The 22,819-nt window shown below is 63.4% G+C and carries 22 protein-coding genes and 1 other RNA gene; 18 read left to right on the top strand and 5 right to left on the bottom strand.

Going from position 1 to position 22,819, the window contains the following annotated elements; genetic code table 11:
• Positions 1 to 112: 112 nt before the first annotated feature.
• Genes ACF8O7_RS27155 through ACF8O7_RS27130 form a run of 6 tightly spaced genes read left to right on the top strand, consistent with a single transcriptional unit; the run spans position 113 to position 3,433 of the window.
• The gene (locus ACF8O7_RS27155; RefSeq protein ID WP_392444862.1) at positions 113 to 304 is read left to right on the top strand and encodes a hypothetical protein; all 192 of its coding nucleotides are present in this window, start codon (positions 113 to 115) and stop codon (positions 302 to 304) included.
• A gap of 7 nt (positions 305 to 311) precedes the next feature.
• The gene (locus tag ACF8O7_RS27150) at positions 312 to 1,121 is read left to right on the top strand and encodes a lambda exonuclease family protein (RefSeq protein WP_392444860.1); all 810 of its coding nucleotides are present in this window, start codon (positions 312 to 314) and stop codon (positions 1,119 to 1,121) included.
• Positions 1,118 to 2,188, top strand: a complete 1,071-nt coding sequence (locus ACF8O7_RS27145; RefSeq protein ID WP_392444858.1) for a recombinase RecT — start codon at positions 1,118 to 1,120, stop codon at positions 2,186 to 2,188. Before ACF8O7_RS27150 ends, ACF8O7_RS27145 begins: the two co-directional genes overlap by 4 nt.
• Complete coding sequence (locus tag ACF8O7_RS27140; RefSeq protein ID WP_392444855.1) at positions 2,185 to 2,409, top strand: hypothetical protein; 225 nt, start codon at positions 2,185 to 2,187, stop codon at positions 2,407 to 2,409. The genes ACF8O7_RS27145 and ACF8O7_RS27140 overlap by 4 nt, the downstream gene beginning before the upstream one ends.
• Positions 2,399 to 3,100, top strand: coding sequence for a hypothetical protein (locus ACF8O7_RS27135; RefSeq protein WP_392444853.1), 702 nt, complete (start codon positions 2,399 to 2,401; stop codon positions 3,098 to 3,100). The genes ACF8O7_RS27140 and ACF8O7_RS27135 overlap by 11 nt, the downstream gene beginning before the upstream one ends.
• Before the next feature lie 54 nt (positions 3,101 to 3,154).
• Positions 3,155 to 3,433, top strand: a complete 279-nt coding sequence (locus ACF8O7_RS27130) for an H-NS family nucleoid-associated regulatory protein (RefSeq protein WP_392444851.1) — start codon at positions 3,155 to 3,157, stop codon at positions 3,431 to 3,433.
• Positions 3,434 to 3,507: 74 nt separating this feature from the next.
• Here the strand turns inward: ACF8O7_RS27130 and ACF8O7_RS27125 are convergent, their stop codons facing one another.
• Positions 3,508 to 4,239, bottom strand: coding sequence for a hypothetical protein (locus ACF8O7_RS27125; RefSeq protein WP_392444848.1), 732 nt, complete (start codon positions 4,237 to 4,239; stop codon positions 3,508 to 3,510).
• A 26-nt stretch (positions 4,240 to 4,265) separates the two neighbouring features.
• Between ACF8O7_RS27125 and ACF8O7_RS27120 the strand changes: the two genes are divergently transcribed.
• The 5 genes from ACF8O7_RS27120 to ACF8O7_RS27100 all read left to right on the top strand — a co-directional run bounded on the left by ACF8O7_RS27120 (position 4,266) and on the right by ACF8O7_RS27100 (position 9,609).
• The gene (locus ACF8O7_RS27120; protein WP_392444846.1) at positions 4,266 to 5,324 is read left to right on the top strand and encodes a phage Gp37/Gp68 family protein; all 1,059 of its coding nucleotides are present in this window, start codon (positions 4,266 to 4,268) and stop codon (positions 5,322 to 5,324) included.
• 164 nt (positions 5,325 to 5,488) lie between these two features.
• Positions 5,489 to 6,163 (top strand): hypothetical protein, encoded by a 675-nt coding sequence (locus tag ACF8O7_RS27115; RefSeq protein ID WP_392444844.1) that lies wholly within the window; start codon positions 5,489 to 5,491, stop codon positions 6,161 to 6,163.
• A gap of 114 nt (positions 6,164 to 6,277) precedes the next feature.
• The gene (locus ACF8O7_RS27110) at positions 6,278 to 8,116 is read left to right on the top strand and encodes a DNA cytosine methyltransferase (RefSeq protein WP_392444841.1); all 1,839 of its coding nucleotides are present in this window, start codon (positions 6,278 to 6,280) and stop codon (positions 8,114 to 8,116) included.
• 96 nt (positions 8,117 to 8,212) lie between these two features.
• On the top strand, positions 8,213 to 8,467 hold the full coding sequence (locus ACF8O7_RS27105) for a hypothetical protein (RefSeq protein ID WP_046984231.1): 255 nt from the start codon (positions 8,213 to 8,215) through the stop codon (positions 8,465 to 8,467).
• Positions 8,428 to 9,609, top strand: coding sequence for a tyrosine-type recombinase/integrase (locus tag ACF8O7_RS27100; protein ID WP_392413733.1), 1,182 nt, complete (start codon positions 8,428 to 8,430; stop codon positions 9,607 to 9,609). Before ACF8O7_RS27105 ends, ACF8O7_RS27100 begins: the two co-directional genes overlap by 40 nt.
• A 112-nt stretch (positions 9,610 to 9,721) precedes the next feature.
• On the opposite strand, the gene ssrA is transcribed toward ACF8O7_RS27100, so the two are convergent.
• The 4 genes from ssrA to ompA all read right to left on the bottom strand — a co-directional run bounded on the left by ssrA (position 9,722) and on the right by ompA (position 12,250).
• Positions 9,722 to 10,099: a transfer-messenger RNA gene (gene ssrA / locus ACF8O7_RS27095) on the bottom strand.
• A gap of 12 nt (positions 10,100 to 10,111) precedes the next feature.
• Complete coding sequence (locus ACF8O7_RS27090) at positions 10,112 to 10,777, bottom strand: HAD-IA family hydrolase (RefSeq protein ID WP_016449508.1); 666 nt, start codon at positions 10,775 to 10,777, stop codon at positions 10,112 to 10,114.
• A 5-nt stretch (positions 10,778 to 10,782) separates the two neighbouring features.
• Complete coding sequence (ubiG, locus tag ACF8O7_RS27085; protein ID WP_017406940.1) at positions 10,783 to 11,505, bottom strand: bifunctional 2-polyprenyl-6-hydroxyphenol methylase/3-demethylubiquinol 3-O-methyltransferase UbiG; 723 nt, start codon at positions 11,503 to 11,505, stop codon at positions 10,783 to 10,785.
• 85 nt (positions 11,506 to 11,590) lie between these two features.
• Positions 11,591 to 12,250, bottom strand: coding sequence for an outer membrane protein OmpA (gene ompA, locus ACF8O7_RS27080; RefSeq protein WP_016449510.1), 660 nt, complete (start codon positions 12,248 to 12,250; stop codon positions 11,591 to 11,593).
• A 229-nt stretch (positions 12,251 to 12,479) separates the two neighbouring features.
• Between ompA and gyrA the strand changes: the two genes are divergently transcribed.
• From gyrA to ACF8O7_RS27045, 7 genes are all read left to right on the top strand, one after another.
• Positions 12,480 to 15,146 carry a DNA gyrase subunit A gene (gyrA, locus tag ACF8O7_RS27075; RefSeq protein ID WP_046238042.1) on the top strand — a complete coding sequence of 889 codons (2,667 nt, stop codon included), beginning with the start codon at positions 12,480 to 12,482 and terminating at the stop codon, positions 15,144 to 15,146.
• Between the two features lie 123 nt (positions 15,147 to 15,269).
• Positions 15,270 to 16,379, top strand: coding sequence for a 3-phosphoserine/phosphohydroxythreonine transaminase (gene serC / locus ACF8O7_RS27070; protein ID WP_016454363.1), 1,110 nt, complete (start codon positions 15,270 to 15,272; stop codon positions 16,377 to 16,379).
• An 18-nt stretch (positions 16,380 to 16,397) separates the two neighbouring features.
• A complete protein-coding gene (gene pheA, locus ACF8O7_RS27065) occupies positions 16,398 to 17,498 on the top strand; it encodes a prephenate dehydratase (RefSeq protein ID WP_016454364.1) in 1,101 nt (366 codons plus the stop codon).
• On the top strand, positions 17,498 to 18,376 hold the full coding sequence (locus ACF8O7_RS27060; protein WP_016449514.1) for a prephenate dehydrogenase/arogenate dehydrogenase family protein: 879 nt from the start codon (positions 17,498 to 17,500) through the stop codon (positions 18,374 to 18,376). Before pheA ends, ACF8O7_RS27060 begins: the two co-directional genes overlap by 1 nt.
• A 102-nt stretch (positions 18,377 to 18,478) precedes the next feature.
• Positions 18,479 to 20,506, top strand: a complete 2,028-nt coding sequence (locus ACF8O7_RS27055) for a bifunctional 3-phosphoshikimate 1-carboxyvinyltransferase/cytidylate kinase (protein WP_126312767.1) — start codon at positions 18,479 to 18,481, stop codon at positions 20,504 to 20,506.
• 145 nt (positions 20,507 to 20,651) lie between these two features.
• Positions 20,652 to 22,376 (top strand): 30S ribosomal protein S1, encoded by a 1,725-nt coding sequence (rpsA, locus tag ACF8O7_RS27050; RefSeq protein WP_255247313.1) that lies wholly within the window; start codon positions 20,652 to 20,654, stop codon positions 22,374 to 22,376.
• 90 nt (positions 22,377 to 22,466) lie between these two features.
• Positions 22,467 to 22,805 (top strand): integration host factor subunit beta, encoded by a 339-nt coding sequence (locus ACF8O7_RS27045; protein ID WP_017404723.1) that lies wholly within the window; start codon positions 22,467 to 22,469, stop codon positions 22,803 to 22,805.
• The last annotated feature ends 14 nt before the right edge of the window (positions 22,806 to 22,819 follow it).

The raw sequence follows: 22,819 nt of genomic DNA, 5'->3' as shown, positions 1-22,819 counted from the left end.
CCTACTCCACCTCTTCCTCTGGCTGGGCCTGAGCGCCATCGGCGCAGGCCTGGCCGCCCTCACTTCCGGCGCCTTCTGAGCGCCGTTTTCATTTCCACCACCGAGGTTCCACATGAGCATTGCAGCCCCCCGTGACATCTACGTCCGCCACACCGGCAAAGAAGGCAACTCCTACGTCAACCAGCACCGTGTCTGGGACGCCGACCGCTTTATAGCCGCGCAGCAGGCCGAGGCAGCCAAGACCGGCGGCAAGGCCAAGGCTGAGCAGATCACCGAAGAGCAGTACCGCGCCGCGCGGAAGTGAGGTAACGATGACCACGCTGGCCGACGCCCCCCAGTTCATCGTCCACTACAGCGCCCAGGGCACGGACGAATGGAAGCGCGACCGCGCCGGCGTCATCACGGCCAGCATGTTCGCCACGGCGCGCGAGCGCGTGGGTGGCCTGACGGAGCAGCAGGCCGCCCTGGTGGCAGGCATCCGCGCCGGCATGGCCATGGATGCCGCGGCGGCCAAGGCCGGCTACAAGACGCGCCCCAAGATCACCGAGACCGTGCAGCGCGCCATCGAGGGGCTGCCCATCGGCGACTTCAGCGAGGCCGCCAAGAGCTACGCCCTGCGGCTGGCCATCGAGCGCGGCAGCCGCGAGCCGCTGGACGAAGGCTTCGAGACCTACGCCATGCGGCGCGGGCACGAGCTGGAGCCCATGGCGCGCGCCGCGCACGAAGTGCATGCCGGCGTCGAGGTGCTGCCCTGCGGCTTCATCACGACGCCCGACCGCTTCTTCGGGGCCAGCGCAGACGGCCTGATCGAGCCGGACGGCGGCGCCGAATACAAGTGCCTCATCGACCCGCTGCGCCTGCGCGCCAGCCTGCTGGACAACGACATCAGCGAGTTCATGGACCAGGTGCAAGGCGGGATGTGGATCACCGGCAGGCGCTGGTGGGACTTCTGCATCTACTGCCCGGCCCTGGCCGCCGTGGGCCGCGACTTCACCCGCTGGCGCGTGCCACGCGACGACGACTACATCGAAACCATGGAAGCCGAGCTGCTGCAGTTCAAGCAGCTGGTGGACCAGTACGAAACCGCCCTGCGCGGCAACACCCAGGAGCAACCTGCATGACCACCACCATTCCTCAGGCGCCCGCCGCCGGCCGCCCCCTGGCGCAGATGAAGCCCAAGGAGCAGATCGCGCACCTGCTGCAGAGCAAGCGCGGCGAGATCGCCAAGATGCTGCCCAAGCACCTCAACGCCGAGCGGCTGCTGAAGGTAGCCCAGATCGCGGCCACCACCACGCCGGCCCTGGCCAAGTGCGACGTCGCCAGCCTGGTCGGCGCCATCGGCCAGTGCGCGCAGATGGGCCTGGAGCCCAACACGGTGCTGGGCCACGCCTACCTCGTGCCCTTCAACACGAAGCGCAAGGACCCGGCCACGGGCACCGAGCGCTGGGTCAACAGCGTGCAGGTGATCATCGGCTACAAGGGCCTGATCGACCTGGCACGGCGCAGCGGGCAGATCGTGAGCATCGCGGCGCACGAGGTCTGCGAGGCTGACCACTTCGACCTGGTCTATGGGCTGGACGAAAAGCTGGAGCACCGGCCCGCCATGGGCGAGCGCGGCGAGGTCATCGGTTTCTACGCTGTGGCCAAGCTGAAGGACGGCGGCCACTGCTTCGAGTTCATGAGCCGCCTGCAGGTCGAGCGCATCCAGGCTGCGGCCGATGCCAAGAACAAGTCCCCCAGCAAGGTCTGGAAGGAACACTTCACGGAGATGGGCCGCAAGACCGTCATCCGCCGCCTGGCCAAGTACTTGCCGCTGTCCATCGAGTTCCAGACAGCCGCCGCACTGGACGGCATGGCCGAAGCCGGCAAGGACCAGAACCTGGACACCAGCACCATCATCGACGGCGAGTTCACCATGATGCCGGACGACATGCCGCACGGCGACGACCAGCAGCAGGACGGCGCGATCGATTCCGCTGCAGCGCCGGCCGCGTCCGCCCAGGCTCCAGCACAGCTGCCCGCCATCGGCTACAGCGCACCCGAGCTGCTCGCCCAGATGCTCAAGGCCAAGAGCCCTGAGAAGCTGGATGAGGTGGCCAGCTTCATCGGCGACCTGCCCGACCAGGAAGACCGGAAGAACCTGAACGCCAAGTACGAGGCCCTGCGCGCGGAGATGCCCGGGGCATGACCGCCGCCACCATCCCGGCCGCCGAAGTCGCGGCACGGATCGCGCGCCTCATCACAGGCCTGCCCATTGGCGCAGACCACCTAACGCCGGAGCAGGTCTCCGGCGCCTTCTTCCGCGTCTCCTTTGAGGCCGAAAAGCTCGGCCGCGAGTACGCCGCCCAGGCCCTAGGCCAGCCCATCCCTGTTTCCACCACCACCACCGAGGACCACCATGGCCTTTGAACTTGCCGAATCCACGGCCGTCACCATCACCAACGCCAACCCGCGGCGCGAGCTGCACGGCGAAGAGAAGGTACGCGCAATCGACATCTCGTTCACCCTCACGGGCGAGAACACCCTGCTGGACCTGTTGGAGCCCGGCCTGCGCGAGCACCACTATTGCAACAAGGCGGCCACGGCCGGCCAGGTCGAGCTGCCCGGCGTGCTGATCCCGCTGCCGAACCTTCGCCACCCGTTGCTGCCCACCAGCTTCGCCTATGCCAAGAAGCAGAAATGGCGCGGCTACCGCTTCATCTGGGACTACGGCCTCAACGACGCCCACGTGGACTTCGTGGACGCCGTCCTCAAGGGCCTGGAATACGAGATCCACGAAGGCGGCAGCGTCACGATCCGGGGCACGGTCGAGTTCAACGGCGACGAGCTGAACGACAACGTGCTCTACGGCGAGCTGTCGGGCCTGGCCTCCGAGGAGGAGGTCTACATCAAGCTGCTGGCCCCTGCCGAGCTGGTCCAGGCCAAGAAGGGCTACCGCGCTGGAAAGCCCGACACGCCGGCAAGCCAGCCGGACAACGCGGACCAGCAGGAGCTGCAGGTGGAAGGCGAGGACGAGTCGCCGACCGACCCGAACCACCCTGTGAACCAGACGCCCGAAGACGCCTTCGCGGCAGCCGTGACCGGCGGCGACCAGGCCTGACCCCACCCCATCCACCAACCCACGGCGCCCGCGCGGCGCCACGAAAGGAAATCCATGACCACCTATCAAGACCTGCTGCAGCAGAAGGCCGCCCTCGAAGCCCAGATCGCCACCGCTCAGGCCGAGGCCAAGGCGAAGGCTGTGACCGAAGCCCGCGCGCTGATCCAGGAGCACGGCCTGACCGCTGCCGATGTATTCCCGCCCGCGAAGTCCAAGGGCAGCGTGGGCGCCCCGAAGTACCGCGACCCCGCCACCGGCGCCACCTGGACCGGCCGGGGTAAGCCGCCGAACTGGATTCTGGGCAAGGACCGCGCACACTTTCTGATCGAGTAGCCATTTCAAATGCATTTGGAGGATTTTCGCCCTCCACCAGCACAAGAAACAAATGACGCAGCCGTTTGTACGAACTAGGCCGCCATTTTCTTTAAGTCTTCAGAGGATTTTATAACTCTCTCGGCAATTTCCTTGTAGCTAAATTCCTCTGAGGGCACTCCATTTATATTTGAATGAAGCATGCGCGATGCTCCATCAATGTATCCAGCAATATGCTCCAGAAATTTCACAAAATCCGAATTACTTTCAACTGCTGGATTTCCTTGATATCGCTTTGCTATTTCAGATAATTGAGCCGCTATTGAACGGATAGCAGAAAAAGCGTTCATTGCATGCGTTGGTAGCAGTTCAGATCTAACACCCCTTATTGATTGAATCATTTCGGCAAGTGCGATATTTGATAAGGCTATTGTTGGAATTTTATTATCTTGAAGCCCAATTCTAAATGAAGTTGTTATCTCAACTAAGCTCTTGGCAAAGTATCTAGCAGAGATAACTGCATTCTTTTTCTCCTGCCTGTAAGGCGCGCCAGACAACCATATGGCCACCCCCAACCCAACAGTAGCGCCGATAGCTTGCACCCATGCGGCCAAATCAGAGGAATTTTTAGGACTCCATTTTTCATAATCGATTTGGCAAGCAAGGATTCCCAACAAGAAGAAGAGAACGCACAAGAGAATAACCAGACGATATTTTTTGAATTTATTCATCATTAAATAAAAGATAGAAGATTTTATCCACCAGATACCAATCTTACAGAGCAAGTTTCGTTTCGTCTTTTGATTTCGCCCGTTTGGCATAGCCACTCGGGCTTTTTTGCATGGAACCCACAATGTCTGAGAACAGCAAGATCGAATGGACCGACCACACGTTCAACCCCTGGGAAGGCTGCCAGAAGGTGGGCCCGGGCTGTGACCACTGCTACGCCGAGACGCGCAACGCGCGATTCGCGGGTGGCCAGGCTGTGAACTGGGGCCCGGGTGCACCGCGCCGCCGCACCAGCCCTGCCACCTGGGCCATGCCGCGCCGCTGGAACGCCCAGGCCGATGCATTCATGGTGCAGCATGGCCGCCGCCAGCGCGTTTTCTGCGCCTCGCTGGCGGATGTGTTCGACAACGCTGTTCCTATCGAATGGCTGGTGGACCTGCTTGAGCTGGTGCGCACCACGCCGCACCTCGACTGGCTTCTGCTGACCAAGCGTATCGGCATCGTGCTGCAGCGCCTGCAGGAGGCCCACAACTGGGTGCTGGACAACTGGCCTGCCGTGGATGCGCAGCCGCTGTCGCAGTGGCTCCAGGACTGGACCGAAGACGACACCCCGCCCAGCAACGTGTGGCTGGGCGCCACCATCACCAGCCAGCCTGAGGCCGACCGCGACATCCACAAGCTGCTGGCCGTGCCGGCGCGCGTGCGCTTCCTGAGCATGGAGCCGCTGCTGGGGCCGGTGAACCTCACGACCACAGGGCGCATCCCTGCCGATGACGAAGGACCCGAGCGCATCGGCCACCTGGTTGGCCCGGACGATGGCAAATCCGGCCTGTGGCCGACGCCAGACCAGGCCCTGAAGAACAGCGGCCTCCACTGGGTCATCGTCGGCGGCGAGAGCGGCCCCGGCGCGCGACCCATGCATCCCGACTGGGCACGCAGCCTGCGCGACCAGTGCAATGCGGCCGGCGTGCCCTTCCTGTTCAAGCAGTGGGGCGAGTGGGCGCCCGCGAAAGAAGGCCGGAGCATCACCGGCAAGACCCTGGTGCTGGAGGGCGCCGCACCCTTCACCTCGCACCCGGAGTGGCATGCCTTTCCTGACGGCCAGCAACTGGCACGCATCGGCAAGAAGGCCGCCGGCCGCCAACTGGACGGCCGCACCTGGGTCGAGACGCGCGCCACCTGAACCCCGAGGCCTGTGCAGAGCGCGTGCTTCACGCTGTCATGATGAGCCTCTATCGGATACGCTTTTCAACTACCTATACCGAAAGACCAATAGCTATTTGAAATAGCTTCCGATATAATCTTGAGTCGAATCCATTTACTTAATGCGAATTAACAATCAAATCTATGTTCTACAAAGATGTAAATGATTTTAGAGATTCAGTGGATAAAGACGAAGGTTTATCAGGCATAAGAAAAACTCTTACCATAGTCTGCATAGTATTTCTAGCCATTAATTTGACAGGCGCAAGCGTCAAAGAAGCAAATACACTAATATTCAAAATTGACATACAAAATAGCGCAGGTTTAGGCTATCTTTTTTTGGCAAGCATAGTATTCCTCACACTAAGATATTATGCATATGCACAGCAGTATCAAAATAGACTAAATTACTTCTGGAGGAAGCGACTAATACAAAACTGGAAAATTCTTTCCTTTGACCCAGAGACAGAAGAGGCAGTAGGACTTCTTGGAAAAAGAATTAACTTCGGTCTAAGGGAAGAGCCAGGCGTTCGTGAAGCGACCTACGAAATCACAGGCATCTTCCAAAGATCCGTGGCATTTGTATATGATGAGGAATATGATGGCAATGCCTACACTCACTACATTGAATTGCACAAACGAAAAGATAATTGGAAGCTAAGACACTATTTAATGATCTTGCTATATGAATGCTACTACCAAATCGAGGCAACTATAAAATATCGGGAGAGCCTTGATTTGCGCGCACCGTACTTGCTCAGCATTTTATCTATCGCCTCGTACGTCTACAAAGACGAATTGCTATTTCTTTTGAAATAGCTGCATACATGCAATAAAGGATCAACTCGCAAAACGCGGGATACCCCCCCCCCCGAAGCCCACCCGGTGCATACCGCGTGGGCTTCTTTTTTGGCCCGAACTTCGAGGAGCCACATGCTCACCCCCCAATTTCTCCTGCCGCTCGCGGCCAAGCTGGTGATCGACCTGTTTGCCGGTGGCGGCGGCGCATCGACCGGCATTGAGCAGGCCATAGGCCGACCCGTTGATGTCGCCATCAACCACGATGCCGACGCCATCGGCATGCACGAGGTCAACCACCCACAGACCAGGCACTACCGTTCCGACATCCGCGAAGTGGATCCGCTGGCCGTGACACGCGGCGAAATGGTGGGCCTCCTCCACGCTTCGCCCGACTGCACGCATCACAGCCAAGCCCTGGGCGGCCAGCCGCGCAACGGGGAAATCCGGTCGCTCGCATGGATCGTCATCCGCTGGGCCGGCAAGACCCAGCCCGATGTCATCACGCTGGAGAACGTCGAGCAGATGATGCAGTGGTCCCCGCTGATTGCGAAGCGCGATCCAGCCACAGGCCGCGCCATCACGCTGGACCGCATCACGGACCCCGCCACGGGGAAAGCCACCTTCCGCGTCGCCGAACCCGGCGAGGTGGTGCCGCGTGGCAATCAGTTCCTGGTGCCGGACCCCAAGCACAAGGGCCGCAACTGGCGCCACTTCATCCAGGCGCTGCGCGACCTGGGCTACAAGGTGGAATGGCGGGTGATCTGCAACGCCACCCTGGGCTCCCGCAGCACCCGCACACGGCTCTACCTGATCGCGCGCCGCGACGGCCTGCCCATCGTGTGGCCAGCGCAGACGCACTGGAAGAATCCGAAGGCGGGCCAGAAGCCATTCCGCCAGGCAGCCGAGTGCATCGACTGGAGCATCCCCGGGCAGAGCATCTTCGGGCGCAAGAAGGAACTGGCGCCGGCCACCATGCGGCGAATCGCCCACGGCCTGGACAAGTTTGTGCTGAACAGCCCCCAGCCGTTCATCGTGAACATGGCCCACGGCGGGAAGATCGAAATGCTCGACCGGCCCATGAGCACCATCGCCACGGAGAAAGGCGGCTGCCGCGCCCTGGTGTCGCCCACCCTGATCCAGATGGGCTACGGCGAAGCCAAGGGCCAGGCCCCGCGCGTGCTGGATCTGTCCCAACCCCTGGGCACGGCCGTGGCCGGCGGCATCAAGCACGCCATCAGCTCGGCCTACCTTGTGCAGGCCGGGCACGGCGAGGGAAAGGACGGCGGCAAGCGCTGGAGCCACGGGGCCAACGACATCAAGGGCCCCCTGGGCACGGTGACGGCCAGCGGCGGCGGGCAGAGCCTGGCATCCGTGTTCATGGTCCAGGCCAACGGCGGGTTCAACAGCACGCCGGCCCGCGACCTGCGCGACCCTGTATCGACCGTGACCACCAGCGGCAGCCAGCAGCAGCTGATCGCCGCCCACCTGTGCACGCTGCGCCGAAACAGCGTGGGCCGCGATATGCGCGAGCCGGTGCCCACGGTCACAGCCGGGGCCGAGCACCACACACTGATCCAGTACCACCTGTCGCCCGATCAGGAGGCCGGCGCCCTGCGCTGCGCCGCATTCCTGATGCGCTACCACGCCAGCGGTGGCCAGTGGGCGGACCTGCGCGACCCCATGACCACTATCACCACGCGCGACCGCCTGGCGCTCGTGACCGTGTGGCTCAAGGGCGAGCCCTGGGTGATAGTGGATATCACGCTGCGCATGCTGGTGCCGCGTGAGCTCTACAACGCTCAGGACTTCCCACCTGGCTACGTCATTGACCGGACCGCTTCCGGCAAGCCCCTGACGAAGACCGCTCAGGTGCGGATGGTCGGCAACTCCGTGAGCCCCGTGCCCATGCAGCAGATCGTCTCGCTCAACTCGCCCGAGTCCACGGCCTCGCAGCTACGCCGGGCCGCCTGATCACTCCAACCCGGCCCACCACGCGCGCCACACCGCGACGACGAACCAATCACCTGGCCAGCACCCGCTGGCCTTTGTTTTTGAAAGGCCCGACAGATGAAAAGCGCTTCCAACACTGCGGCCTTGGTGGCCGCCGAAGAAAATGCCGCCGCCAATGGCCCCGAGTGGGTATTGGCAAGCAAGTACGAGGAAATGACAGGCGTCACCCGCGAAACCGTCAAGCAGCGCAAGAAAAACGGCACCTGGAAAATCGGCCAGCAGGTCGCTGTCGTTTCCCGCCGCCTCTACGTAAACATTAAAGCAGCTGACAAATGGATAAGCGACCAAAACTCGAAACACCACCTGGCGTAACTGTCCGGGAATTTGCCACCGGCAGCCGGATTCAGATCGCGTTCACTTTTGAGGGCCGGGAGTGCCGCGAAATGCTCCCTGCCGGCCCTGTGAACAAATCCAGCATCCAGCGCGCGGCGGTCCTGCGCGAAGACATCCGCGCCAAGATCAAGGCGGGAGACTTCGACTATGCCGAGCACTTCCCCGAGAGCCCGCGGGCCGGGGTGAGCCGGAAAAAGGCTGGCCTCATGCGTGCTCTGCTCCAGAAGCAACTGGAGACCTATGAGCGCCAGGTGCAGAACGGCCAGCTCTCGCCATCAACATACAACGGGTATGCGAAGGTGATCAACGGGGAGCGGATGAAGCACTGGCACGAGGTGCAGGCCTCGGATGTGACACCCAGCATGCTGCGCGAATGGATCACGGAGATGGACTGCACATCGAAGGCGATCCGAAATATGCTGATCCCCCTGCGATCAGTCTTTGAAGACGCGCTCAATGATGGGTTGATCGAATTCGACCCATTCGAGCGCATCGCATTGACTAAGCTGATCCGCCAGACCAGCCGGGCCAGCGACTATGTAGTCCAACCATTCACCCGCGCGGAGCGCGAAGCCATTTTGGTGGCGTGCCGCGAGGACGAGCGCCCCATGCTCCAGTTCTGGTTCAACTCTGGATTGCGTCCGGGTGAATTGCAGGCGCTGCAGTGGGAACACATCGACTTCGACAAGAAGATCGCGCGCATCGTGCTCAACCAGGTGGCTGGCGTCGTCAAGGCTCCGAAGACCGAGGCCGGCAAGCGGGACGTGGAACTCAATGCCGAGGCAGTCGAGGCGCTGAAGCAACAGCGCTCGGTCAGCCAGGCCCGCGGCGCCAGGGTGTGGCTGAACCCGCGCACCTTGAAGCCATGGACCACTGACGCCCAAATCCGGAAGACGCTCTGGCTGCCGGTGATGGAGCGGGCCGGGATCGAGTACCGCAACCCGTACCAGATCCGGCACACCTATGCGTCCACGCTGCTGACCGCCGGCGCCAACCCCTGGTATGTGGCCCAGCAACTTGGGCACGAGGACGTGGAGATGGTTTTCCGGACCTACGGCAAGTTCATCGGCGAGGACTACCAGAAGCCCAGGGCGGAACTGCGGCTCGTCAGCGGATCGTAGCCCGTGCGAATCGCGTGCGAAATCGGTGCGATTCTGACGACACCGCAGGACACTTCAAGGCAAGAAAAAACCGCCACGCACTGAGGTCTTCAGTGTGTGGCGGTGTCTTGGATGGTGGAGCTGGCGGGAATTGAACCCGCGTCCGCAAGCCTTCGCCGGGCAGATCTACATGTTTAGCGTTCTGTTTTGAGTCTCGCCTCCCGAGTCGCGCAGGCGCACGCTACCCGGGATGCCAGCTTCCTTGGATCTTGCCACGTACTAAGAAGCCCAGCACGCAGCCAGCTGATGTGAATTCCCTTGCAGCCGGGAGGTATTGCTACCCCCTTGCCCAGCCCATCAGCGTGCTGTTGCAAGGCTCACCGGATTTAAGCGGCGAGTGCGAAACGTTCGTCGTTTGCAGTTAGTTTTTTGAATGGAGATTTACGAGCGTCAATCAAGCTCGACATGCACCACACCGGTCCCGAACCCACGTCGAAACCAGGACAGCCCCAAGGCTCCTATCTTAGCCTCTTTCCAGCAGTTTCAAGAGCTCCAGCGGAGAATTGATTTGCGCATCCGCCTGCCAGTGCAGCGTATCGCCGGCTGCGCCAAGGTAGCCGTAGCAAGCCGCCACGGTCTTCATGCCTGCGGCCTTGCCTGCAACGATGTCGCGCTCGTCGTCACCGACATAGACAAAACTCTCGGGAGGAAGGCCGATACGCGCGGCAGCCTCCAGCAAGGGTGCAGGATGGGGCTTTGCGTGGGGCGTGGTGTCGCCGCTGACGACGGCTGACGCAGTTGCGAACAGCGGCATCTGTTGCGTCAGCGGATCGGTAAAGCGCATGGACTTGTTCGTGACCACGCCCCAGGGCATGGACACAGCCTGGAGTCGTGCAATCAGTTCCTCGACACCCTCGAACGCATAGGTGCGCTCTGTCATGCATTGCTCGTAGTTGCGGAAGAACTCCTCGCGCATCTGCGCAAACTCGGGCGAGTCGGGCGTGAGCCCGAACCCCACCCCCAGCATGCCCCGCGCCCCCGCGCCCGCCATGGGTCGATATCGCTCATAGGGAATTGAAGGCATACCCCGATCCGTACGCATCCTGTCTGCGGCTGCACCCAGGTCTGGTGCACTGTCGATCAAGGTGCCGTCCAGATCGAACAGCACGGCTCGGACTTCTTTCCACATGCGGCTTACCCTTCGGCCCGGCGCGTGGCCAGCATGTAGTTCACAGATGTGTCTGCACTGAGCCAGTAGCGCCCTGTGATGGGGTTGTGCTGCAGGCCTTTGCTGGCCTGCAGATCAAGGCCAGCCTGACGGGCGAACATGGCGAGTTCGCTGGGCTGGATCAGTTTCGCGTACTCATGCGTACCCTTGGGAATCATCTTGAGCAGGTATTCTGCCGCGACGATGGCCAGACCGAAGGCCTTTGCACTGCGGTTGATCGTGGAGAAGAACACCCAGCCGCCAGGCTTGACCAGCTCAGCACAGGCCGATACCACGGAGGCGGGATCGGGCACATGCTCCAGCATCTCCATGCAGGTCACCACGTCAAAGGAACCAGGCTGCTCCTGGGCCAGACGCTCCACACTCACTTCGTGGTAGTGAATGTTGGGCGTACCCGTCTCCAGTGCATGCAGCTGGGCCACGCGCAATGCCTTGGTGGCCAGATCGATGCCAACCACTTCGCGCGCACCCTTGCGCGCCATGGAGTCGGCAAGGATGCCGCCGCCACACCCGACATCCAGAATTCTGCGCCCCTTCAAGGGAACTTGCGCATCGATCCAGTCCAGCCGCAGCGGATTGATCTGATGCAGGGGTTTGAACTCACTTTCCGGGTCCCACCAGCGATGGGCCAGGCTGGAGAATTTCTCCAGCTCCGCCGGGTCGGCGTTGAGGTTGATTGCGTTGCTCATGGCGTCGATTGTCGGCGATTGCGGCGACCGTTCAGCCATAAAAAAAGCCCCGTTGCCGGGGCTTTTGCGAGAAGCAATCGAAAGATTACTGGGCGGCGCGGGTGCCGACCACTTCGATTTCCACGCGACGGTTCTTCGCGCGGCCTTCCTTGGTCTTGTTGTCGGCGATAGGCTGCTTTTCGCCCTTGCCTTCGGTGTAGACGCGGTTCTTTTCGATGCCCTTGGACACCAGGTAAGCCTTCACGGCTTCAGCGCGGCGGACCGACAGCTTCTGATTGTAGGCGTCAGAGCCAACGGAGTCGGTGTGACCCACGGCGATGACCACTTCCAGGTTGATGCCCTTGACCTTGGAGGCCAGGTCGTCCAGCTTGGCCTTGCCTTCGGGCTTCAGAACCGACTTGTCGAAGTCGAAGAAAGCGTCGGCAGAGAAGGTCACCTTGGAAGCCACGGCCGGAGCGGGTGCCGGTGCGGGTGCGGGAGTTGCCGGAGCGGGCGTTGCGGCGGGAGCCACAGCGGCGGCCACAGGCTTCAGAGCGCCGTCGCAGTCAGCAGCTGCAGTGGCGGGCGTCCAGTTGGCATCGCGCCAGCACAGTTCGTTCGTGCCGTTCTTCCACACCAGTTCGCTGGTGCCGTTTTGCCAGTTGTCGATGGTCTTGCCACCGTCAGCAGCCTTCACTTGTGCGCCAGCGGCCGTTGCGAGGGCGGCAGAGGCAAACAACATCGCCACTTTGTTCAGTTTCTTCATGGTTCTCCTCTTGGGGAAAAAGCCGCAGCAGGGCTGCGAATCTGTGGACGTCATCAGTGACCATCACCAAAAACGTTGAATTGATTGTGCCATACGTCACATGCAGACGGACCGCCAAGCGGGGGCCAACAAGTAGGACAGCGGCGGAATTCCAGGGTTATGTTGCTCGGCTGCTACACGTCATTCGACCTAAAATGGGCCTTTTCCCGCCGTCAGAGTATCGCCACACATGACCCAGTTTGCTAAAGAAACCCTGCCCATCAGCCTCGAAGAGGAGATGCGTCGCAGCTATCTCGATTACGCAATGAGCGTGATCGTGGGCCGGGCGCTGCCCGATGCGCGAGATGGTCTCAAGCCTGTGCATCGGCGCGTGCTTTTTGCCATGCACGAGCTCAACAACGACTGGAACCGGCCGTACAAGAAGTCGGCGCGTATCGTCGGCGATGTGATCGGTAAATACCACCCGCACGGCGACAGTGCGGTGTACGACACCATCGTGCGCATGGCGCAGGATTTCTCGCTGCGCCACATGCTGGTGGACGGTCAGGGCAACTTCGGTTCGGTGGACGGGGACAGCGCGGCGGCGATGCGTTACACCGAAATCCGCCTGTCCAAGATTGCCCATGAAATGCTGGGCGATATCGACAAGGAAACGGTCGATTACGGCCCGAACTACGACGGCAGCGAGCGCGAGCCGCTGGTGCTGCCTGCGCGGCTGCCCAATCTGCTGGTCAACGGTTCCTCGGGCATTGCCGTGGGCATGGCCACCAATATTCCACCGCACAACCTCAACGAGGTGGTGGACGCCTGCCTGCACCTGCTGCAGACGCCCCAGGCCACCATCGACGAGCTGATGGAGATCATCCCCGCGCCCGACTTCCCGACGGCCGGCATCATCTATGGCATCAACGGTGTCAAGGAGGGCTATCGCACGGGTCGCGGACGCGTGGTGATGCGTGCCAAGTGCCACTTCGAGGACATCGACCGCGGCCAGCGCCAGGCCATCATCGTCGATGAGCTGCCCTACCAGGTCAACAAGAAGACGCTGCAGGAGCGCATGGCCGAGCTGGTGCACGAGAAGAAGATCGAGGGCATCAGCCACATCCAGGACGAGTCCGACAAGTCGGGCATGCGCCTGGTGATCGAGCTCAAGCGCGGCGAAGTGCCCGAGGTCGTGCTCAACAACCTGTACAAGCTGACCCAGCTGCAAGACACCTTCGGCATGAACATGGTGGCGCTGGTCGATGGCCAGCCCAAGCTGTGCAATCTGAAGGATCTGGTCGAGGTCTTCCTGCAGCACCGCCGCGAAGTGGTCACGCGCCGCACGGTCTATGAACTGCGCAAGGCGCGCGAGCGCGGCCATGTGCTGGAAGGCCTGGCGGTCGCGCTGGCCAACATCGACGACTTCATCGCCATCATCCGCAACGCGCCCACGCCACCTGTGGCCAAGGCCGAGCTGATGACGCGCAACTGGGACAGCAAGCTGGTGCGCGAGATGCTGACGCGCACCCGTACCGATGGCGGCGTGGTCAATGCCGACGACTACCGCCCCGATGGCCTGGAGCGCGAATTCGGCATGCAGGCCGATGGCCTGTACCGCCTGTCCGAGACCCAGGCCCAGGAAATCCTGCAGATGCGCCTGCAGCGCCTGACCGGCCTGGAGCAGGACAAGATCGTCGCCGAGTACAAGGACGTGATGTCCGTCATCGAGGACCTGCTGGACATCCTGTCCAAGCCCGAGCGCGTGTCGGCCATCATTGGCGACGAGCTCAAGCAGATCAAGGCCGAGTTCGGACAGAGCAAGGTCGGCGCCCGCCGCAGCACGGTCGAGTACAGCGCGCAGGACCTGTCCACCGAGGACCTGATCACGCCCACCGACATGGTGGTCACGCTCAGCCACACGGGCTACATCAAGAGCCAGCCGCTGTCCGAGTACCGCTCGCAAAAGCGCGGCGGGCGCGGCAAGCAGGCCACGGCCACCAAGGAAGACGACTGGATCGACCAGCTGTTCATCGCCAACACGCACGACTACCTGCTGTGCTTTTCCAACCGCGGCCGCCTGTACTGGCTCAAGGTCTGGGAAGTGCCGGCGGGCTCGCGCGGTTCGCGTGGCCGCCCCATCGTCAACATGTTCCCTCTGCAGGATGGCGAGAAGATCAACGTGGTGCTGCCGCTGACGGGCGAGTACCGCAGCTTCCCGGCCGACCACTATGTGTTCATGTCCACCAGCATGGGCACCGTGAAGAAGACGGCGCTGGACGAGTTCTCCAACCCGCGCAAGGCCGGCATCATCGCCGTGGGCCTGGACGAGGGCGATTTCCTGATCGGCGCAGCCCTCACCGACGGCAAGCATGACGTGATGCTGTTCAGCGACGGCGGCAAGGCCGTTCGATTCGACGAAAACGACGTGCGCCCCATGGGCCGCAATGCGCGTGGCGTCAAGGGCATGACCCTGGAAGAGGGCCAGAGCGTGATCGCGATGCTGGTGGCCGAGGACGAATCGCAAAGCGTGCTCACGGCCACGGAAAACGGCTACGGCAAGCGCACCTCCATCGTCGAGTACACGCGCCATGGCCGAGGCACCAAGGGCATGATCGCCATCCAGCAGTCCGAGCGCAACGGCAAGGTGGTCGCCGCCACCCTGGTCCACGCCGATGACGAAATCATGCTGATCACCGACACTGGCGTGCTTGTGCGTACCCGGGTGTCGGAAATCCGCGAGCTGGGCCGAGCCACCCAGGGCGTGACGCTGATCTCGCTGGACGAAGGCGCCAAGCTGGGCGGCCTGCAGCGCATCGTCGAAAACGATGCCAACGAAGTCGAGGGCGAGGCCACGGGCGAGGAAGCCCCGGGCGGCGACGAAGCCGCTGCCGAAGGCACGGGCGAGCCCGCCTGATGACCCGGCCGCCGCTGGGGCTGCCTCCCACACCGGGAGCGCAGCCGTAGCGGCGGCCCAGATTTTTGACAGTTGCAGGCCCCGCCCGAACTGGCGCCTGCGCGTGACTTGACAGTGAACTCCATGAACCGCCCTTACAACTTCTCCGCCGGCCCTGCCGCCATTCCCGCCGAAGTGCTGCAGCAGGCAGCCGCCGAAATGCTCGACTGGCACGGGTCCGGCATGAGCGTGATGGAGATGAGCCACCGCGGCAAGGAGTTCATCTCCATCTACGAACAGGCCGAGGCCGATCTGCGCGAGCTGCTGGCCGTGCCGCCCGAATTCAAGATTCTGTTCATGCAGGGCGGCGGCCTGGCCGAGAACGCCATCGTTCCGCTGAACCTGTCGCGCGCCGGCACGGTGGACTTCGTGCTCAGCGGCAGCTGGAGCCAGAAGTCGGCCAAGGAAGCACGCAAGTACGTGGCCGATGCACACATCGCAGCCAGCGGCGAGGACAGCCAATTCACCACCCTGCCCGCCCCCGAAAGCTGGCAACTGAGCCGTGGCGCCAGCTACGTGCACATCTGCAGCAACGAAACCATCCATGGCGTGGAGTTCCAGGAACTGCCCGACCTGAAGGCGCTGGGCTGCGATGCTCCGCTGGTGGTGGATTTCTCCTCGCACGTGGCCTCGCGCCCCGTCGATTGGAGCCGCGTGGGCCTGGCGTTCGGCGGTGCGCAAAAGAACCTGGGCCCGGCCGGCCTGACCCTGGTCATCGTGCGCGAGGACCTGCTGGGCCACGCCCTGCCCGCCTGCCCTTCGGCTTTCGACTACAAGACCGTGGCCGACAACCAGTCGATGTACAACACGCCGCCCACCTGGGGCATCTACATCGCGGGCCTGACCTTCCAGTGGATCAAGCGCCAGACCGAAGGCGGCCTGACCGGCGTGGCAGCCCTGCAGGCGCGCAATATCGCCAAGGCCGACCTGTTCTACCAGTACGTGGACCAGTCCTCGTTCTACGTGAACAAGGTCGCTGCCAATTGCCGCTCGCGCATGAACATCCCTTTCTTCCTGCGCGACGAGTCGCGCAATGACGCCTTCCTGGCCGGAGCCCGGGAACGCGGCCTGCTGCAGCTCAAGGGCCACAAGTCCGTCGGCGGCATGCGTGCCAGCATCTACAACGCCATGCCCATCGCTGGCGTGCAGGCGCTGGTGGAGTACATGCGCGAATTCGAACAGCGCAACGCCTGACCGACCACACCCCCTTCCATGAGCACCCCACCCCAAGCCTCTCCCGATCTGGCGCATCTGCGCGTGCAGATCGACGATATCGACCAGCAACTGCTGGATCTGCTGAACCGACGCGCCCGCGTGGCCGAGCAGGTCGGCGAGGTCAAGAAGCGGGAAGGCACGCCCTTCTTCCGCCCTGACCGCGTGGCCCAGGTCATCCAGAAGATCGAGTCCGCCAACCCCGGCCCGCTCAAGAACGCCCATGTCTCGGCCATCTGGCGCGAGATCATGTCGGCCTGCCTGGCGCTGGAGTCACCCCAGCGCGTGGCCGTGCTGGGCCCGGCGGGCACGTTCTGCGAGGAAGCGGCCATCCAGTACTTCGGCGGCGCGGCCGACCTGATGTACTGCAACAGCTTCGACGAGGTCTTCCACGCCACGGCCGCGGGCAGCGCGCAGTACGGAGTGGTGGGCGTGGAGAACTCCAACGAAGGCGTGGTCACGCGCTCGCTGGACATGTTCCTGCATACGCCCTGCCACGTGGTGGGAGAGGTCAGCCTGCTGGTGCGCCACAACCTGCTGCGCAGCACCAACACGACCGAAGGCATCAAGGTGGTTGCGGCTCACCCCCAGGCCCTGGCCCAATGTCAGGGCTGGCTGTCCAAGCATCTGCCGCATGCCGAACGCCGCCCGGTGTCCAGCAACGCCGAAGGCGCCCGCCTGGCGGCGCTGCACCCCGATATCGCCGGCCTGGCCAGCGAACGCGCGGCCCAGCAATTCGGCCTGCACGTGGTGGCGCATGCCATTCAGGACGATGCCTACAACCGCACGCGCTTCGCCGTCATCTGCCTGCCGCACACGCTGGCGACGCCCGCACCCAGCGGGCAGGATTGCACCAGCATCATCATCTCCGTGCCCAACCGTCCCGGCGCCGTGCATGACCTGCTGGTACCGCTCAAGCGGCACGGCGTCTCCATGACGCGCTTCGAATCGCGCCCCGCACGCACGGGCCAGTGGGAGTACTACTTCTACATCGACCTCGAAGGTCACCCGGCCCAGCCCAACGTGGCCAGCGCGCTGCAGGAGCTGCGTGAGCTGTGCGCCTTCTACAAGGTGCTGGGCACCTATCCGGTCTCCAAGTAATGCAGCCGTTCGAACAACTGGGGTTGATCGGCTGCGGCCTCATGGGCGGCTCGTTCGCGCTGGCGCTCAAGCAGGCCGGGCTGGTCAAGCGTGTCGTGGGCTACAGCAAATCCCCGTCCACCACCGAGCGCGCACGCCAGATGGGCGTCATCGATGTGGAGGCACCCTCGGCCCTGCTGGCCGCCGCCGGCGCAGACCTGGTGCTGCTGGCGGTGCCCGTGGCGGCTACCGAGGCCACGCTCAAGTCCATCAAGCACCTGGTCACGCCCGGGATGATGATCATGGACGTGGGCTCCACCAAGGTCGATGTGGTGCATGCCGCCCGCTCGGCATTGCGCGACCAGCTCGGCTCCTTCGTGCCGGCCCATCCCATTGCGGGCAAGGAAGTCTCGGGCGTCGAGCATTCCGACCCCCAGCTGTACAAGGGCGCACAGGTCATCCTGACGCCCACGGAACGCACACTGACCGAGCACCTGCAAAAGGCCCAGTCCCTGTGGGAGCTGCTGGGCTGCCGCGTGCGCGCCATGTCGCCAGAAGCCCACGACAGCGCCTTTGCCACGGTCAGCCACCTGCCGCATCTGCTGGCCTTCGCCATGATGCAAAGCGTGATCACCCAGCCCGATTCCGATGAGGTGCTGTCCCTGGCCGGCCCCGGCTTCCGTGACTTCACGCGCATTGCAGCAGGCGACCCCAAGATGTGGCGCGATGTGCTGCTGGCCAACAGCGAACAGGTGCTGGCGCAGTCGCGCCAGTTCCAGCAGGCGCTGCAGCAACTCGAATGCCTGATCCAGGCCGGCGACGGCCAAGGCCTGGAAGACCACCTGACCCTGGCCAGCGCGGCGCGTGCCCACTGGCGCATGGGCGTACCGCGCCGCTGACGCGCAACGCCGGCCGCGCTCCAAGCGCCCCCGAGCGCATCTGTGGATTGCGGCCAGCGCGGCCGCAATGCCTTCCGACAGCCTGTTTGCCTCCGAATTGCCATGTTCAGTACCGCCTTCCTCGATATCCCCCCTCTTTCCCGCGCGCAGGGCACGGTGAGCCTGCCAGGCTCCAAGAGCATCTCGAACCGCGTGCTGCTGCTGGCAGCGCTGAGCCAGGGAACGACCGTGGTCCACGACCTGCTTGACTCGGACGACACGCGCGTCATGCTCCGGGCCCTGCAGCAACTGGGCTGCACGGTGGAGCCCGCGACCATCACCCTCGGCCAGCCTGTGCGCATCACCGGCCTGGGCGGCGTCCTGCCCTCCGGCGCCAGTGCCGAGCTGTTCATGGGCAACGCCGGCACGGCCATGCGGCCGCTGACGGCAGCCCTGTCCGTGCTGGGCGGCGACTTCCAACTCAGCGGCGTGCCGCGCATGCATGAGCGCCCCATCGGCGATCTGGTCGATGCACTGCGACAGCTCGGCTGCCGCATCGACTACCTGGGCAACGAGGGCTTTCCTCCGCTGCACATCCGCCAGCCCGATTTCTCGCAGCTGCCGCACAGCCCCATCCAGGTGCGTGGCGATGTCTCCAGCCAGTTCCTGACCTCGCTGCTGATGGCGCTGCCGCTGCTGGCAACCACGCGCGACATCACCATCGAAGTCGTGGGCGAGCTGATCTCCAAGCCCTACATCCATATCACGCTGGAGTTGCTGGCCCGCTTCGGCATCGCCGTGCACAACGAGAACTGGCAGCGCTTCACCATCCCGGCCGGCAGTCGCTACCGCTCGCCGGGCGAGATCCATGTCGAGGCAGACGCCTCGTCGGCCAGCTACTTCATCGCACTGGGCGCCATCGCCTCGGACAGCGCCGAAGGCATCCGCATCCTCGGCGTGGGACTGGACTCCATCCAGGGCGATATCCGCTTTGTCGAAGCCGCGCGCGCCATGGGCGCCGAGGTGGAGGGAGGCCCGAACTGGCTGCGCATACGCCGTGGCGCCTGGCCGCTCAAGGCCATCGACCTGGACTGCAACCACATCCCCGATGCCGCCATGACGCTGGCCGTCATGGCCCTGTATGCCGATGGCACGACCACGCTGCGCAACATCGCAAGCTGGCGCGTCAAGGAGACCGACCGCATCGCGGCCATGACCAAGGAGCTGCGCAAGCTGGGCGCCGAAGTCGAGGAAGGCGCGGACTTCATCCGCGTCACACCACCCGCATCCACCGCCGCATGGCGCGCGGCCAGCATCCACACCTACGACGATCACCGCGTGGCCATGTGCTTCTCGCTGGCGGCCTTCAACCCGGCCGCCCTGCCGGTGCGCATCGAAGACCCCAAGTGCGTCGCCAAAACCTTCCCCGACTACTTCGAGGCCCTGTTCTCGGTCTGCGAGACGGCCCGTGCGTGCATCCCCGTGATCTGCATCGATGGCCCCACCGCCTCCGGCAAAGGAACCATCGCCGCCGAGGTGGCCGAGGCCCTGGGATACCACCTGCTGGACTCGGGCGCGCTGTACCGCCTCACAGGACTGGCCGCGTCGCGGGCCGGCATGGTGCTGGACGAATCCCACGCCCCGCAGATTGCCGCGCTGGCGCGCGCGCTGCCCGTGCGCTTTGATGCCGAGCAGCGCATCTGGCTGGGCGACGAGGATGTCACCCTGATCCTGCGCAGCGAGGAGTCGGGCATGAACGCCTCGCGCGTCTCGGCCCTGCCGGCCGTGCGCGATGCACTGGTGGACCTGCAGCTGTCCTTCCAGCAGCTGCCGGGGCTGGTCGCCGACGGCCGCGACATGGGCACGGTGATCTTTCCCCATGCTCCCCTCAAGGTCTATTTGTCGGCCTCCGCCGCCTGTCGCGCCGAGCGCCGGCATAAGCAGTTGATTTCCAAAGGAATTGCCGCTAACATAAACGCCCTTCGGGCAGACCTTGAAGCACGCGATGCGCGGGACATGAACCGCAGCGTTGCACCCCTCAAGCCCGCCCAGGATTCCATGCTGCTTGACAGCTCCGAGCTTTCCATCGAAGAGGTGGCAGAGCAGGTGCTTTCATGGTGGCAGGAACGCCAGCCGTTCGGCCGCGACTGATTGCCAGTTGCGCCGCACGGTCGGCAACCCGCCCTCAGGGCCCAGACATGGCGGCACCGCCCCGTGTACGGCCCGAGGTTCATAGACTCCAACCCCGTGGTTGAACCCACAACACCTCCGCAAACAGTCCTAGAAACGCTTGGCAATGGTGCCAACGGAAACCTGTTTGCGGGCAAGGAAATACATGTCTGAATCTTTTGCCTCCCTGTTTGAAGAATCGCTGCAACGCACGGAAATGCGTCCTGGCGAGGTCATCACCGCTGAAGTGGTGCGCGTCGAGCACAACTTCGTCGTCGTGAACGCTGGCCTGAAGTCGGAAGCCTATGTGCCGATCGACGAATTCAAGAACGACCAGGGAGAAATCGAAGTCCAGGTGGGCGACTTTGTGTCGGTCGCCATCGGCTCGATCGAAAACGGCTACGGCGACACCATCCTGTCGCGCGACACCGCCAAGCGCCTGGCCTCGTGGCTGGCTCTGGAAAAGGCCCTGGAATCGGGCGAATTCGTGACCGGCACGACCTCCGGCAAGGTCAAGGGCGGCCTGACGGTGCTGGTCAACGGCATCCGCGCCTTCCTGCCCGGTTCGCTGATCGACACCCGTCCGATCAAGGACCTGACTCCGTACGAAAACAAGACGATGGAGTTCAAGGTCATCAAGCTGGACCGCAAGCGCAACAACGTGGTGCTGAGCCGCCGCGCCGTGGTCGAAGCCTCGATGGGCGAAGAGCGCGCCAAGCTGATGGAGACGCTGAAGGAAGGCGCCATCGTTCAAGGCGTGGTCAAGAACATCACCGAATACGGTGCGTTCGTGGACCTGGGCGGCATCGACGGCCTGCTGCACATCACCGACATGGCATGGCGCCGCGTGCGTCATCCTTCGGAAGTCGTGCAGGCTGGCCAGGAAATCACGGCCAAGATCCTCAAGTTCGACACCGAGAAGAACCGTGTCTCGCTGGGTCTGAAGCAAATGGGCGACGACCCGTGGATGGGCGTTTCGCGCCGCTACCCCTCCAGCACCCGCCTGTTCGGCAAGGTCACGAACATTGCCGACTACGGCGCGTTCGTCGAGCTGGAACCCGGCATCGAAGGCCTGGTGCACGTCTCCGAAATGGACTGGACCAACAAGAACATTGCTCCGACCAAGCTCGTGACCCTGGGTGACGAAGTCGAAGTCATGGTGCTGGAGATCGACGAAGACAAGCGTCGCATCTCGCTGGGCATGAAGCAGTGCAAGGCCAACCCCTGGCAAGAGTTCGCGCAGAACACCAAGCGCGGCGACCGCGTCAAGGGCCCGATCAAGTCGATCACCGACTTCGGCGTGTTCGTGGGCCTGGCTGCCGGCATCGACGGCCTGGTGCACCTGTCCGACCTGTCCTGGAACGAGCCCGGCGAAGCTGCCGTGCGCAACTACAAGAAGGGCCAGGAAGTCGAAGCCATCGTGCTGGCCGTGGACGTCGAGCGCGAGCGCATCTCCCTGGGCATCAAGCAGCTGGACAGCGATCCCTTCACGACCTTCGTGACCGTGAACGACAAGGGCCAGATCGTGTCGGGCAAGGTCAAGACGGTGGACGCACGTGGTGCTGAAATCGACCTGGGCGAAGACATCGTCGGCTACCTGCGCGCTTCGGAAATCGCCGTGGACCGCGTGGAAGATGCCCGCTCGGTGCTGAAGGAAGGCGACGAGATCACCGCCGTGGTGGTCAATGTGGATCGCAAGACCCGCAACATCCAGCTGTCGATCAAGGCCAAGGACCAGGTTGACCAGCAAGAAGCCATGGCTTCCCTGTCCGCCCAGTCGGCCAAGGAAAACGCCGGCACGACCAGCCTGGGCGCCCTGCTGCGCGCCAAGCTGGACAACTCCGACAAGTAATCAGCAGCCAGTCTGCTGACCGCTGAAGGTCGGATGCGACGGGTGCCTCCGGGCGCCCGTCGCCATTTCAACCCCTGATTCCTATCCTTGATGACCCGATCCGATCTCGTCGAAGAACTCGCAGCACGCTTTGGCCAACTGAGCCAACGCGACGCCGAGCAGGCCGTCAAGACGATTCTTGACGCCGTCAGCGATGCCCTTGTGCGCGGCCATCGCATCGAAATCCGCGGCTTTGGAAGTTTCTCGGTCAACCACCGCCCGCCCCGCATGGGCCGCAATCCCCGCAGCGGCGAGGCCGTCCACATTCCGTCCAAGCGCGTGCCGCACTTCAAGCCCGGCAAGGCCCTGCGCGAAGCCGTGGACCTGCGCCCCGGCGCGGCGCCCGACACGGTTGCCGCCAGCTCCGCAGGCACCGGCCCTGCCGCCTGAAAGCCGGCTTGCCG

It is taken from the genome of Delftia sp. WSY_16 (assembly GCF_043104415.1).
Taxonomy (GTDB): Bacteria; Pseudomonadota; Gammaproteobacteria; order Burkholderiales; family Burkholderiaceae_C; genus Comamonas; species Comamonas tsuruhatensis.
Note: the sequence above shows the minus strand (reverse complement) of the source record. Positions and strands in the feature narration are given on the sequence as shown.

Bases quoted from the DNA above. Each gene is read 5' to 3' on its own strand.
- ACF8O7_RS27135 (WP_392444853.1), top strand. From the start codon at position 2,399: ATGGCCTTTGAACTTGCCGAATCCACGGCCGTCACCATCACCAACGCC.
- ACF8O7_RS27115 (WP_392444844.1), top strand. From the start codon at position 5,489: ATGTTCTACAAAGATGTAAATGATTTTAGAGATTCAGTGGATAAAGAC.
- ACF8O7_RS27090 (WP_016449508.1), bottom strand. From the start codon at position 10,777: ATGTGGAAAGAAGTCCGAGCCGTGCTGTTCGATCTGGACGGCACCTTG.
- rpsA (WP_255247313.1), top strand. From the start codon at position 20,652: ATGGTGCCAACGGAAACCTGTTTGCGGGCAAGGAAATACATGTCTGAA.
- ompA (WP_016449510.1), bottom strand. From the start codon at position 12,250: ATGAAGAAACTGAACAAAGTGGCGATGTTGTTTGCCTCTGCCGCCCTC.
- ACF8O7_RS27130 (WP_392444851.1), top strand. From the start codon at position 3,155: ATGACCACCTATCAAGACCTGCTGCAGCAGAAGGCCGCCCTCGAAGCC.
- ACF8O7_RS27120 (WP_392444846.1), top strand. From the start codon at position 4,266: ATGTCTGAGAACAGCAAGATCGAATGGACCGACCACACGTTCAACCCC.
- ACF8O7_RS27150 (WP_392444860.1), top strand. From the start codon at position 312: ATGACCACGCTGGCCGACGCCCCCCAGTTCATCGTCCACTACAGCGCC.
- serC (WP_016454363.1), top strand. From the start codon at position 15,270: ATGAACCGCCCTTACAACTTCTCCGCCGGCCCTGCCGCCATTCCCGCC.
- ACF8O7_RS27155 (WP_392444862.1), top strand. From the start codon at position 113: ATGAGCATTGCAGCCCCCCGTGACATCTACGTCCGCCACACCGGCAAA.
- ACF8O7_RS27045 (WP_017404723.1), top strand. From the start codon at position 22,467: ATGACCCGATCCGATCTCGTCGAAGAACTCGCAGCACGCTTTGGCCAA.
- gyrA (WP_046238042.1), top strand. From the start codon at position 12,480: ATGACCCAGTTTGCTAAAGAAACCCTGCCCATCAGCCTCGAAGAGGAG.
- ubiG (WP_017406940.1), bottom strand. From the start codon at position 11,505: ATGAGCAACGCAATCAACCTCAACGCCGACCCGGCGGAGCTGGAGAAA.
- ACF8O7_RS27140 (WP_392444855.1), top strand. From the start codon at position 2,185: ATGACCGCCGCCACCATCCCGGCCGCCGAAGTCGCGGCACGGATCGCG.
- ACF8O7_RS27105 (WP_046984231.1), top strand. From the start codon at position 8,213: ATGAAAAGCGCTTCCAACACTGCGGCCTTGGTGGCCGCCGAAGAAAAT.
- ACF8O7_RS27100 (WP_392413733.1), top strand. From the start codon at position 8,428: ATGGATAAGCGACCAAAACTCGAAACACCACCTGGCGTAACTGTCCGG.
- ACF8O7_RS27055 (WP_126312767.1), top strand. From the start codon at position 18,479: ATGTTCAGTACCGCCTTCCTCGATATCCCCCCTCTTTCCCGCGCGCAG.
- pheA (WP_016454364.1), top strand. From the start codon at position 16,398: ATGAGCACCCCACCCCAAGCCTCTCCCGATCTGGCGCATCTGCGCGTG.
- ACF8O7_RS27145 (WP_392444858.1), top strand. From the start codon at position 1,118: ATGACCACCACCATTCCTCAGGCGCCCGCCGCCGGCCGCCCCCTGGCG.
- ACF8O7_RS27060 (WP_016449514.1), top strand. From the start codon at position 17,498: ATGCAGCCGTTCGAACAACTGGGGTTGATCGGCTGCGGCCTCATGGGC.
- ACF8O7_RS27110 (WP_392444841.1), top strand. From the start codon at position 6,278: ATGCTCACCCCCCAATTTCTCCTGCCGCTCGCGGCCAAGCTGGTGATC.